The sequence below is a fragment of the Sphingomonas sp. genome, from assembly GCF_048595155.1.
Taxonomy (GTDB): domain Bacteria; phylum Pseudomonadota; class Alphaproteobacteria; order Sphingomonadales; family Sphingomonadaceae; genus Sphingomonas_I.
Window position 1 is genome coordinate 87,760 of record NZ_JBMDXN010000110.1, and the last position, 12,479, is coordinate 100,238.

General features: G+C 63.2%; 11 protein-coding genes. 5 read left to right on the top strand and 6 right to left on the bottom strand.

Annotated features, from left to right (window positions below; translation table 11 throughout):
• Positions 1-74 precede the first annotated feature (74 nt).
• Positions 75-2,036 (bottom strand): prolyl oligopeptidase family serine peptidase, encoded by a 1,962-nt coding sequence (locus tag ACOJSI_RS17790; RefSeq protein WP_420139648.1) that lies wholly within the window; start codon positions 2,034-2,036, stop codon positions 75-77.
• Positions 2,037-2,303: 267 nt separating this feature from the next.
• On the opposite strand from ACOJSI_RS17790, the gene ACOJSI_RS17795 reads away from it, so the two are divergent.
• The 3 genes from ACOJSI_RS17795 to ACOJSI_RS17805 all read left to right on the top strand — a co-directional run bounded on the left by ACOJSI_RS17795 (position 2,304) and on the right by ACOJSI_RS17805 (position 6,468).
• Positions 2,304-4,358: a carbon starvation CstA family protein gene (locus ACOJSI_RS17795; RefSeq protein ID WP_420139649.1), complete on the top strand. Its 2,055-nt coding sequence runs from the start codon at positions 2,304-2,306 to the stop codon at positions 4,356-4,358.
• The gene (locus ACOJSI_RS17800; RefSeq protein ID WP_420139650.1) at positions 4,355-4,549 is read left to right on the top strand and encodes a YbdD/YjiX family protein; all 195 of its coding nucleotides are present in this window, start codon (positions 4,355-4,357) and stop codon (positions 4,547-4,549) included. The genes ACOJSI_RS17795 and ACOJSI_RS17800 overlap by 4 nt, the downstream gene beginning before the upstream one ends.
• A 143-nt stretch (positions 4,550-4,692) precedes the next feature.
• Positions 4,693-6,468, top strand: a complete 1,776-nt coding sequence (locus ACOJSI_RS17805) for a DUF885 domain-containing protein (RefSeq protein WP_420139651.1) — start codon at positions 4,693-4,695, stop codon at positions 6,466-6,468.
• Here the strand turns inward: ACOJSI_RS17805 and ACOJSI_RS17810 are convergent.
• The 5 genes from ACOJSI_RS17810 to ACOJSI_RS17830 all read right to left on the bottom strand — a co-directional run bounded on the left by ACOJSI_RS17810 (position 6,465) and on the right by ACOJSI_RS17830 (position 10,165).
• Positions 6,465-7,259: a MetQ/NlpA family ABC transporter substrate-binding protein gene (locus tag ACOJSI_RS17810; protein ID WP_420139652.1), complete on the bottom strand. Its 795-nt coding sequence runs from the start codon at positions 7,257-7,259 to the stop codon at positions 6,465-6,467. The two genes, ACOJSI_RS17805 and ACOJSI_RS17810, sit on opposite strands and share 4 nt — an antisense overlap.
• Positions 7,260-7,268: 9 nt before the next feature.
• A complete protein-coding gene (locus ACOJSI_RS17815; RefSeq protein WP_420139653.1) occupies positions 7,269-7,934 on the bottom strand; it encodes a methionine ABC transporter permease in 666 nt (221 codons plus the stop codon).
• Complete coding sequence (locus ACOJSI_RS17820; RefSeq protein WP_420139654.1) at positions 7,931-8,707, bottom strand: methionine ABC transporter ATP-binding protein; 777 nt, start codon at positions 8,705-8,707, stop codon at positions 7,931-7,933. Before ACOJSI_RS17820 ends, ACOJSI_RS17815 begins: the two co-directional genes overlap by 4 nt.
• 242 nt (positions 8,708-8,949) lie before the next feature.
• Positions 8,950-9,630, bottom strand: coding sequence for a MarC family protein (locus ACOJSI_RS17825; protein WP_420139655.1), 681 nt, complete (start codon positions 9,628-9,630; stop codon positions 8,950-8,952).
• A 73-nt stretch (positions 9,631-9,703) separates the two neighbouring features.
• Entirely contained in the window at positions 9,704-10,165 is a 462-nt protein-coding gene (locus ACOJSI_RS17830) for a hypothetical protein (protein ID WP_420139656.1), read from the bottom strand.
• Positions 10,166-10,395: 230 nt separating this feature from the next.
• Between ACOJSI_RS17830 and ACOJSI_RS17835 the strand changes: the two genes are divergently transcribed.
• Together ACOJSI_RS17835 and ACOJSI_RS17840 are read left to right on the top strand one after the other, a co-directional pair.
• Positions 10,396-11,898: a helicase HerA domain-containing protein gene (locus ACOJSI_RS17835; RefSeq protein WP_420139660.1), complete on the top strand. Its 1,503-nt coding sequence runs from the start codon at positions 10,396-10,398 to the stop codon at positions 11,896-11,898.
• 111 nt (positions 11,899-12,009) lie between these two features.
• Positions 12,010-12,246, top strand: coding sequence for a hypothetical protein (locus ACOJSI_RS17840; RefSeq protein WP_420139657.1), 237 nt, complete (start codon positions 12,010-12,012; stop codon positions 12,244-12,246).
• Positions 12,247-12,479: the final 233 nt, after the last annotated feature.

Sequence of the window (12,479 nt, forward strand, 5' to 3'; positions counted from 1 at the left end):
CAGCCTAGGCCAAATCACGTCGCTTGATGTGCGGATCCACAGCATCCGACCGGCGATCCAACAATACCATGTTGTCAGTGATCGGCGACCGGGACCGGCAACAGATGTTGGTCGAGCCAGATCATGATCCGCGCTACGCTATCGACATATTCGGGATAGCTGCGAACATTGTGACCACTCTGCGGGTAAACGGCCGCGACGCACGTTGCCCCTGCTTCGACGAGGGCGCCATATAATTCGATCGCCTGGCCTGGCGGCGTGTTCCTGTCGAGGCCGCCTGCAAGGATCAACGTAGCCGCCGTCACTCCATTCGTTGCGAAAACGGGACTGCGGGTAAAATGCGGACCGGCCGGTTTGCGGGGATCATCCCCTAAAAATCCGGCGTCGAATGCAGGAATTTGCGAGCTGAAATGCTGGCTGTACCAGTTTGCAACGGGCGAGATGGCGACGGCCGCTGCGAAGCGGCTGTTGTGGGTTACAAGCGATGCGGCCAGAAAGCCGCCATAGCTGGAGCCCGACACCGCAATTCGCGCCGGATCGATAAGGCCGGCCGCGACGAGAGTATCGATCCCCGCGAGGCAATCGGTCGCATCCCCACCGCCAACATCGCCGATCACGCGCCGCGCAAATGCGTCTCCACGCCCCACCGAGCCGCGTGGATTGGGAAACAGGATGGCGCAGCCCTGCTGCACCAGCAGCGGTGCAGCGCGTAGCCGTGCCATCCAGCGGTTGCGATGGCACCAGATAGGGCCACCATGCAGATCGACGAGCAGGGGCATGTCCTTGCCCCCACCTTCCGGTAGAAGGAGGAATCCCTCGATCGTCAGTCCATCTCTTGACGTCCATTCACGATGGGCCATCCGGCCGGTCCCGGTGGGTGCCGCCCCGCCGTCCAGCGGGTGAACGATATGGACGCGTTGGCCGCAGACCCGTCCGATGAACGGTGGCGTTGCGAAACCTTCGAAAACGGCGATGGCGCCCTCGCCGAAGGCAAGGGCCGTCGGCAGATAGTCTCCGCACGTGAGCGTCGAGGAGGACCAGCTTTCGCGCGCGCGGCCGGTCGCGGCATCAATCGTGCCGATGGCGGTCTTCAAGCCTTTCACGCCAGCATAGAGTATGTCTGCGTTGGATCGCCAGGCGATGCTGGAAATATCGGTATCCGGCACCGGCAGCGCGCGCACCGATCGCGTGGCGATGTCCAGTATCTTGACCGTCCCGCATACCAGGCCTCGATCGCTACAAGGGGCCTCGACGAAGGCGATCGTCGCGCCGTTCGGTGCGGCCATTGGCGTGCCGATCTGATCCGTCGGCGTGTAAAGCGTTGAGATGCGTCCATCGCGGGCGTCGATCATCACCAAACGGGCGGCGTACCAGCTACTTTCACACGGTCGTTCGCTGGCCACCGCAACGATCGAGCGATCATCCACCCAGTTCGCTTCCCAGACGTTCAACCCATGCAGATCGAGTTGTTGGAACGTCGCCTGAGCTGGGGTCCAAACCCAGCAATTGCGGCGGCGATCCTTTGCCTCTGGTTGGAGAATGTCCGGTAGCCAGCAGGGGCCGAGTCCATCATCCCGAAGCTCCACACCACCGTGGATGCCGGCGACATCTGCGCATCGCCCGGGAATGAGCAGCATCAGCCGCTTACCATCGGGAGACCAGGCGAGCTGCTCGATCAGGCCCAGATCGTGGAGTGTGTATACTGTCTCGCCGGTGAGGGACTGGCAGATTACGACACGGCTGTTCAGACGATCCTCCAGCACAAGCGCTGCCTGTTGGCCGCACGGCGACAGTCGCGGCAACCGTGCGTCAGCACGCAGCAGCGTGCGTGATCGATCCTGAATGTCGTAGCGATAGACGTCGGAGACGGGGCCGGCCTCCACCCCGTGCTTGCACTGGATGCCCGAGAACAGCAGGAACCGCCCATCCGGCGCGATCGAGAGTTCGCTCGCCCCCCAGACCCCGCTGCCGAACAGATGCTCATAGAATGAAAGCGTGTTCTGGTAGGCGTCGCTGGAACGAAGATCGCGCTGCATCAGCTGGATGCATAAAGGAATGCAGACGCAGCGAAGCGGTTAAGAGATGTTAAGGTGTCGGCCCTTTCGGGATCATGCCAAGAGGTACAGCACGCCTTTTTCCAAGCTCTTTTAACCTCGATATGTTTTAAGCATCGATACATAGATCCCCATTCTCGGTCGAAAATGCCGTGTGTCTGCACTTGCCAACGCGCGGGCGGATAGGATCGCACTGGGCCTTGAGCGGAATTCCGGGCATGGCTTCCGGAACTAGCGAGGAGGTTTTCGTTGAAGCTTTGGTTGCGTCAGCTGGGTTGGCTCGCCGTCGCGGTCGTTGGCACCATTGCCCTGGCGGTTGTCGCTACGGCGCGCGGCGAGCCGATCAACGCGTTGTGGATCGTGGCTTCGGCACTGTGCGTCTATCTGATCGCCTATCGCTTCTATGCGCGGTTCATTGCCGAGCGCGTGCTTCGCGTCGATCCCGATCGACCCACGCCGGCGGTGCGGCTGGCAGACGGGCTGGATTATGTGGCGACGGATCGGAAGGTTCTGTTCGGCCACCACTTCGCCGCGATTGCCGGGGCAGGGCCGCTGGTGGGGCCGGTGCTGGCGGCGCAGATGGGATATCTTCCTGGCATGCTGTGGATCCTCGCCGGTGTTGTCCTGGCGGGCGCTGTCCAGGATCTGATGATCCTGTTCGCTTCGATGCGGCGCGATGGCCGTTCCCTGGGGGAGATCGTGCGCATGGAAATGGGCGAGGTCCCCGGCCGGATCGCCCTGTTCGGAACCTTCCTGATCATGATCATCATCCTGGCGGTGCTGGCGCTGATCGTGGTGCGTGCGCTCGCCAACAGTCCTTGGGGCACCTTCACCGTCGCGGCGACGATCCCGCTCGCGATCGTCATGGGCGTCTATATGCGCTGGTTGCGCCCCGGTCGCGTGGGTGAAGCGTCGCTGATCGGTTTCGTTGGGCTCATCCTCGCCATTGTTGGCGGGCAATATGTCGCCCAGTCGGCAATGTTCGCGGGCTGGTTCACCTTCACGCCCGTGCAATTATGCTGGATCCTCGTCGGTTATGGCGCGGTCGCTTCACTCTTGCCGGTGTGGATGCTGCTGGCACCCCGGGATTATCTTTCGACGTTCCTGAAAATCGGCGCGATCGCCGCCCTGGCGATTGGCATCGCGCTTGTCGCGCCCGTACTGCAGATGCCGCCGATCACGCGCTTCGTGGACGGCACCGGACCGGTCTGGTCGGGGCCTTTATTCCCGTTCCTTTTCATCACTATCGCATGCGGCGCCGTCTCAGGCTTCCATGCCCTGATCGCCAGCGGCACCACGCCGAAACTGATTGCCAGCGAAGCCGACGCCAAGCTGGTCGGCTATGGTGCCATGCTGATGGAAAGCTTCGTAGCGATCATGGCGCTGGTGGCGGCATCGATCATCGATCCGGGCGTCTATTTCGCGATGAACAGCCCGCCGGCGGTCGTGGGAGCGACATCCGAGACGGCCGCCGCTTCTGTCACTGCGATGGGTTTCCCGATCTCCGCCGAGACGATCGACGCCACCGCACGCGACGTGGGCGAAGCGACCATCGTCTCGCGCGCGGGCGGTGCGCCGACGCTGGCGGTCGGCATGGCGCATGTATTCAGCAGCGTGTTTGGCGGAAAGGCCGCCATGGCCTTCTGGTATCATTTCGCGATCCTGTTCGAGGCATTGTTCATCCTCACCGCGGTTGATGCCGGGACGCGGGCAGGGCGGTTCATGCTGCAGGATCTGATCGGGCTGGTCATGCCCCGCTTTGCCAACACGTCCGCGTTCGGCCCCGCTCTGATCGGGACGTTGCTGTGCGTGGGGGCCTGGGGCTTCTTCCTGTATCAGGGCGTCACCGATCCTTTGGGGGGCGTGAACACGCTGTGGCCGCTCTTTGGCGTCTCCAACCAGATGCTGGCGGCCGTCGCGTTGATGCTTGCGACGGTGATGCTGTTCCGGATGGGCCGGGCGCGATATTCGTGGGTCACGATCGTGCCGGCGACTTGGCTCGTCGCCTGCACCGTATTGGCGGGAATGCTGAAGCTGGCCTCGCCGGATCCGCATGTCGGCTTCCTCGCGCACGCCCGCAGGTTCAGCCGATCCTTGGTCGAAGGGGAGATTTTGGCGCCTGCGAAAAGCCCCGCGGAGATGCACCGGATCGTCATGAATGACTGGATCGATGGAATTCTCTGCATCCTGTTCCTCGCAATACTTCTCTCGATCCTGTGGTTCGCGATACGGTCGAGTCTTCGCGCGCTACGCGCCGGCATAGGTGATGCAGCGGAGACAGCGTCCGCTACGGCGCCGCTATGACGTCGATGCGGCAGAGGGTGGCGCGGATCGTCGAGGCACTCGGCACGATCATCGGCGTGCCCAATTATCGGGCTTATCGCGAGCATATGGCGCAATGCCATCCGGATGAGCCGGTATTGAGCGCCAGCGCCTTCTTCGCGATGCGTCAGCAGGCCCGCTATGGTGCCGGCAGTCGCGGCCGTTGCTGCTGACCGTGATGCTTATCACCTTTTAACGGTTATCGCCCAGGGGAGCGGCTATGCCGCCACCGCCGGACCGGCGGGCCAGCGGCGGAGCACGGACATGGCCTGCCAAGTATGTTTTGCCATGCGGCGTGCGACGAAGGGGAGGATGTATGCGAGTACGCGTGTTGCTTCTTTGTGCGATATTCTACCAAGGCTGTGCCGCTGCCGCTGCCGCTGCCGAGGCCGATCGAAGCTGGATCGCCACCAGCGATCGCGATACGCAGTTGCTGCTCACGGCGCAGGCTGCGTTCAATCCCGAGACGGCTTCGCAATCCGGGGCAGCGATCTATGATGGACGAGCCATCGATCTCGGCCCGAAGCTGGAAGCGCGGCGCGCGGCGGCACTGCAACCGGTGCTGCAACAACTGGAGCAGCGGCTCGCGCAGGAGCGCAATCCGCGCATTCAGGAAGATCTTCGGATCCTGATCCAGGCCGCCCAGCGCGACTTGGAGGATCAGCGGCTGCAACGTCGTTACTTCGTGGCATGGACCGATGCGCCCAACCTCATGTTCAAGGGGATTAGCGGCCTTCTCGACCAGCAGGTCTCGGCGGAGCGTCGGGGCAAAGCGTTGGAGTTGCTGCGCCGCTACGTTGGCGACTGGCCCGGCACCACCCCCTTGGTCGAGCAGGCTAAGGCGCGCTTCGTCGAAACGCGAACCCCTGGCGTGCGAGGTCCAGATCGCACCGCGCTGAACGATGCGATCACGAATGCCGGCACGTACGCCCGTGGGATCCGCAAGCTCTTCGAAACCTATCATATCGCCGGGGCCGAGCCTGCGCTTGCCAAGCTCGACGCGCAGGTCGCGGAGTACACCGCCTGGGAAGAGACTGTGGTGTTGCCGATCTCGCGGCGGGACTTTCATCTGCCGGCTGAAGTCTATGCGTTTCGCCTGAAGACGAGGGGAATCGACATCCCGCCATCTTTGCTTATGCAGCAGGCACGCGTGGAATTCGCCGAGACGCGCGCCGCGATGATCGCGCTTGCGCCACAGGTGGCGCGGGAAAAGGGCTGGACGCTGACGCGCTATCAAGATGTGATCGGCAGGATCAAGACGATGGCGATCCCGCGCGACAAGCTGGAATCGACTTATGCCGAGGTCATGGCGCGGAACGAAGCGGTTATCCGGCGGGAGCGCATCGTCGATCTGCCCGATAGACCCACGCAGATGCGCATAGCGACGGATGCCGAGGCAGCGGCCAGCCCGGCGCCGCACATGCAAGCGCCGCGCATGATCAACAACAACGGCGAGCACGGCGTATTCGTGCTGACCAGCGGGGTTGGCGGTACCGATCCCAATTCGGCGTATGACGACTTCAATTCGCTTGCCGTCGCGTGGACGGTGGCCGCGCATGAAGCCCGGCCTGGGCATGAGCTGCAATTTTCCGCCATGGCGCAGCGCGGCGTTTCGCAGGCACGCGCCATCTACGCCTTCAACAGCGTCAATGTCGAAGGCTGGGCGCTTTATGCCGAAGCGGAGGCGCTTCCCTATCATCCGCTCGATGGCCAACTGATGGCGCTGCAGGCCCGCTTGCTACGCGCTGCCCGTGCCATGCTGGATCCGATGTTGAATCTCGGCATGATCTCGATCGAGGACGCGCGGCGCGTGCTGATCGATCAGGCCTGCCAGTCACCCGCGATGGCGCGGCAAGAAATCGAACGTTACACGTCACGTGCGCCAGGACAGGCCGGAAGCTATTTCTATGGCTATACCCGCCTCCTGCAATTGCGGATGGAAGCGGAGCTTGCGCTCGGCAATCGTTTTGATCGCCTGGCCTTCAACAATTTCGTGCTCGATCAGGGATTGGTGTCGCCGGATCTTCTGGCCAAGGCCGTACGTGAGATTTTCATCCCGACAGTGCGCGCAGCGCCTGTACAGGGGGGTTAGAATGCGGGCAGAACCGCGCCCTTATAGTGGGTCCGAATGAACTGTCGGGTCGCTGGGCTGCGCAAGGCAGCGATCAGCTTGATGACGCGCGGATCGCTATCCTCGCCGGGGCGTCCCACCACGAAGTTCACGTAGGGAGAATCCCCGTCCTCGATCGCCAACGCGTCACGCGTCGGGTTGAGCTTGGCGTCCAGCGCGTAATTGGTGTTGATCAGCGCAAGATCCACCTCGCCCAGCGTGCGCGGCAATGTGGCGCCTTCCAGTTCCTTGAATTGCAGACCGCGCGGATTGGCCGTGATATCGCGGATCGTCGACAGCGGGTTGCGCGGGTCTCTCAATCGGATCAGTCCGGCCTTTTGGAGCAATAGCAAGGCGCGGCCGCCATTGCTTGGCTCGTTCGGGATTGCGACGATCGCGCCCTGCGGGACATCCTCGATCCGTTTCCACTTGCGCGAATAGGCGCCAAGCGGCTCCACATGAATCCCGGCGAACGCGACCAGGTGCGTGCCACGCGATTTGTTGAATTCATCGAGATACGGCTTGGTCTCGAAATAATTCACGTCGATCTGTTTTTGATCGACTTGCAGATTGGGCTGCACATAATCGTTGAAGACGCGGATCTTCAGATCGACGCCCTGCTTGGCCAGCTCCGGCTTCACCGATTCCAGAATTTCGGCATGCGGCACCGCGGTTGCTGCGACAGTAAGCGTCTTGCCATCATTGGCTGATCCACCGCCGCAGCCCGCAAGCGCCAGAAGGGGAAGGACCAGTATGAGGAAGCGACGGTTCATATCTCCCTCCTAGCGACGGGTGAAGTGCCGCGCCAGACGGTCGCCGATGAGCTGGATAGCTTGGACGAGCAGCACCAACAGCACCACGGTCACGACCATGACGTCGGTTTGAAAGCGCTGATAGCCGAAGCGGATGGCGAGATCGCCCAGACCGCCCGCGCCGACCACTCCGGCCATGGCGGTGAAGGAGACGAGCGCGACGGCGGTGATCGTCGCCCCCGCGATGAGCCCCGGCAGCGCTTCGGGGATCAGCGCGCGGGTGATCAGGCGCCACGTGCTGGTGCCCATCGCCTGCACGGCCTCGATGGTGGTTCGGTCCACTTCCCGCAAAGCCCCTTCCACTAGCCGCGCGTAGAAAGGCGCGGCCCCCACCACCAGGGGCGGGATTGCGCCGGCGACGCCCAGCGAGGTGCCGACCAGCGCGACGGTGAGTGGGATCATCACGATCAGCAGGATGACGAAGGGTATCGAGCGCAGGACGTTTATCACCACGCCCAGGACGCCGTTCGCGAGCTTGTTCTGCGCGATCTGCTTGTCGGCGGTGAGGTAGAGCAGCACCCCCAGCGGCAGCCCGAGCGCGATCGTGAGCAACAATGATCCGCCCAGCATCAACAGCGTATCGACACAGGCCTGGCCGATGTCGCCCCAATCCACATTGGCGAACCAGCCATTCATAGGGAAAGCGCCGCGAGCATGCGGCGGGTCGCCGGATGCGCCCCGCTTTCGAAAATATCGGCGACTGCACCGGTTTCAACGAGCCGGCCATGATCCAGCACGGCGACCCGATCGCATACCGTCCTGACCACATCCATTTCGTGGGTGATCAGCACGATCGTCAATCCCAGCTCCCGGTTCAGGTCGCGCAAAAGGCCCAACACGCTGCGCGTCGTTTCCGGATCAAGCGCGCTGGTCGCCTCGTCGCAGAGCAGAACATCAGGGTCGGTGGCCAGGGCACGGGCTATGCCGACCCGTTGCTTTTGCCCGCCCGAAAGTTGCGCCGGATAGCGATCGGCATATTCAGCAAGGCCAACGCGGCTCAGCAGCGCGGCAACCTTCGCGTTGCGATCCGTGCGCGTTGCGTCCGTCAGCTCCAGTGGGAAGGCCACGTTGCCGGCGACGGTTCGGGAGGAGAGCAGGCCGAAATTCTGGAAGATCATGCCGATGCGCCTGCGCAGGGTGCGTAGCTCGGCCGGAGAAAGGCCCGCAAGATCGACGCCATCGACTTCGACCTGCCCCTCGCTCGGGCGCTCCAACGCGTTCAACAGGCGAATGAGGGTGGATTTGCCGGCGCCGGATTGCCCGATGATGCCGAATATCTCCCCCGGGCTCACGCTCAGCGACACCTGATCGAGCGCTACCGCCGTGCTGCCGCCATAACGTTTAGACACGTTCGTCAGGCGAACGACCGGGCTCGCGTCACCGCGGACACGCTTTTGCTCCGCTGACATCATGATGCAAAAGCGTGCGCAGGATTGTGTGGCATGGGCGCGCGACGGCGCGACGGGCCGGTATCGTCACCGGGCCGCGACGGCGCGCGCAAGGACAGATGATGGTAGGGCAGTGTTGGCTCCAGCAAGTGCGGTATCTTCATCGGTCCCGTGCCATGCCCCAACGTCCGATGCGACCCAAGGCTGCTTGTCACGTATGAAGATGCTGTTGCTTGAAGGCAGCGCGGGGGTGGGGCGTACCGCTAGCGGAGCGGGATTTCCGCCCCACCGATGACGCCGACCACGCCCGTAACGATGATCTGCACGCCGACGCAGAGCAGCAGAAAGGCGATCAGACGGGATACGACCCGCGCCTGAACCGGCCCCAGCAAGTCCGTCACCGCGTCTGACCAATGGTAGAAGACCCATACGATCATCGCGATCCCGACGGCAGCGAGGCTGACTCCACCAAAAAAGCTGATAAGATGCCCATCACTCGCCGGTCGTTGGGACGCGAGAGCGATGGCCACGGATATCGTGCCGGGGCCCGTCGTGAGCGGCATCGTCAAAGGGAAGAAGGATACGTCTTCCACCGCCTCCTGGGCCGGCTCGGCCGCACTCGTCTTGCGCGCTTCGTGCGCCTCCGGCTGCATCAGCAAGCCCCAGGCCGTGAATGCGACGACCAGCCCGCCCGCAATGCGGAGCGCGCTCAATCCGACGCCAAAGAAGTTCAGCACATAGCCGCCGCACCAGAGCGACGCGAGCAGGACGATGAGGGCATAGATAGCGATCCGGGTAGCCATACGCCGCCGCTCGTCACGACTGCGCCCGCTCGTCACCTGGTGAAAGATCAAGGCCGAGCCGATCGGATTGACGATCGAAAACAGCGCGGGAAATGCCAGAAGGAAGGCGCCGACAACGCTTTCGACAGGAAGAGGGCTCATCGCCAGAGGTTGTGCCCGGCGTCGCTTGTCTGGGCAAGTAAACCATCGTTCAGGTGCAGTTGATTTTGCCAGATCACGTTCGACGTGACTGTCGGTCGAACTCCCGCTCTGCATAATCAAGCGCCTCAAACGCATCCCCGTCGGCGCCGACTGCGCTGAACCGTGCGCGCACATCATCCGCGCTGCCGTTCTTCGGGAACAGACGATCGGTCTGCGCAGCTTTGGCCAGATCGCCGATGACGCCACCGCGCTTGGCTTGAGACCGCAACCACATCGTGAAGGCAGGTAAACTCGGTCGAAGATCGGTGGGCGAGGCACCATCGGTGACAGGTGCAGCGACAGGACGCGGCAATATGATCGGTGGAGCCGCATCCTGCCTTGGCCGCGGTACCATATGCAATTCCAGTTGATTGCCGCTAGCCGCTTCATTGGCGGCGCGGCGCGGCTGACGGGCTTTCGTCGTACCGGCCGGCAGCTGGCGCACCTGAACCGGTACATCCAGCCAGAGCTGTTGGGCCAGCGTCGAGCGTCCCATCTCAGGCCTCCATCGCCAAATTCCACAATGGCTGACGCGCGCCTGTGTGCCGGATCGCGTCTGGGCGGGCGAAGGACAGTTTCAGCGGCATGGCTTACGACTCACAAGCGATATTACAGGTCGGGCAGATTAGAACATAAGAGGAACATACTAATCAAGCCGCTGCTAGTTTTGACAGCCATGGCGGGCTCCGCGCTTGCTCGATCCAGATTCGATAGGGCACAGGCTGGATCATGACCAACATCGTGCTGGGAGCGGCGGGTAAAGGCGGCTCCGGAACCATCAACCTGGAGGAGCTGCTGGCGAGCCGTCTGCTCGTTCAGGGCAATTCGGGATCCGGAAAGTCGCACCTGCTGCGGCGCTTGCTGGAGCAAAGCGCGGGTCTGGTCCAGCAGGTCGTTATCGATCCGGAAGGCGACTTCGTATCGCTGTCAGAACATTTCGGCCACGTCGCGATCGACGGGGCGAGCTATGGCGAGGCCGAAATCGCAGCTCTTGCCGCGCGCGTGCGGGAACAGCGTGCTTCGGTGGTCCTGAACCTCGAAGGCCTGGAGGTGAATGCGCAACTGTGCTGCGCCGGCACCTTCCTGAACCACCTGTTCGAGGCGCCCCGTGCCTTATGGTATCCGGCTTTGGTGGTGGTGGACGAGGCGCAATTGTTCGCGCCCGCCGCGGCCGGCGAGGTGAGCGACGACGCCCGCCGCATCAGCCTGGCGGCGATGACCAACCTGATGTGCCGGGGTCGTAAACGCGGACTTGCCGGCGTGATCGCGACACAGCGGCTTGCCAAGCTCGCCAAGAATGTCGCGGCGGAAGCATCGAATTTCCTGATGGGACGGACGTTCCTGGACATCGACATGATCCGCGCCGCGGATTTGCTGGGCATGGAAAGGCGCCAGGCGGAGCAGATCCGCGATCTGGAGCGTGGCCAATTCCTGGCGCTGGGTCCGGCTCTGTCGCGGCGTCCCGAATTGCTGCGCATCGGCGAAGTTCAGAGCGAGGTTCGGGGCGTGCCGTCCTTCGCGACGCCGCTGCCGACGCTGACGGACGAGCAACGGCAGGCGTTGCTGGTCCGAACGACGCCGGTGGTACCGGTCCCGATGCCGCCGGTCGAAGAACCCGAAGCCGTCGAGCAGCTCTTGTCGCGGCTGGATGAGGCGAGCCCGGATCCGGAACCGCCGGAGCAGCCGGACATGCTTGCGTCGCTGGATAATGCCAAGCTGGCCGATCTGGTATTGGCCGACATGATCGACGATCCGGACACGGATGGCCGGCCGGCGGGCGCACTGTACCAGGATTTCACGCTGCGCTGCCGGATGCGAGGCGCGATCAGGCCGCCGCTGGAACTGCCGGGATTTGCGCGCGCCCTGGCGCTGGCGCGTGCGGGCCTGTTTTCCGATGATCTGGCCACGCCCGAGATGGACCATGCCTTGCGGTCGGCCGCGGATGCGCCGGAAGACATGCTGGGTGTGTTCATGTTGATCGCGCGCGCAGCCCATGCAGGCGCGCCATGCCCGCCGGAAAGCGAAGTCGCGAAGGTTTATGGCACCTGTTCGCCCGGGCGCGTCCGCCGCATGCTCGGCTATATGGAGAGCCGCGGATTGCTTGCGATCCACAGCGACTTCCGCGGCAGGCGCACGGCAACAATTCCGCGGCTGGGCTGGACGACGGCGCCCGAGGCCGGCGGCGGGACCGTGACCGACCGGCTCATGCAATCCGCCGTCGAGGATTGATAGCGGGCAACAGAGTGGCTTCGGGAAATTCGGCTTTCGACTGAACAGCTTAGCCAGCCGGACGTTATGCTCCTGTGTGAACATGTTGAGGTCCACAGCAGGAGAAGAGTCATGGCCGCCCCCGACGAATCGCTACGCGTTTATGGCCAGCCCGATGGCGAGGATGATCAGGCGGTGCCGGAAGAGGGGCTGCGGGGTGAGCAGGGGGCGCCGGCCCGATTGCGGGAAGATCTTTCCCACGACGTGAAAGGCGCGGACGGCAGCCCGATAACCCTGCAGGAACAATCGGGCGTCGCTTTCGCCGAAGCTTCAGGCGCGGCGGATGGGCAGGATCCTGATCCGGCGTGACAGCTGCATCACCATATTTTCGCTAAGCTCTTGATCCTGTTGAAAATGACGCCATCTGGCAAGCATCGTCAACAACGGAAAGGAGGTGGTCGAATGTCTCATTGTCACATGCCGCTCTCGGCGCAGTCTGCAGGCGTTACCTCCATCGCGGGGGTACGCCTCGGCTGACATTGCCGCCGTTTTCGGCTGACAATGGAAGGGCCGCGCCGGTTGGTGGGGGCCGTCGTGTTTTT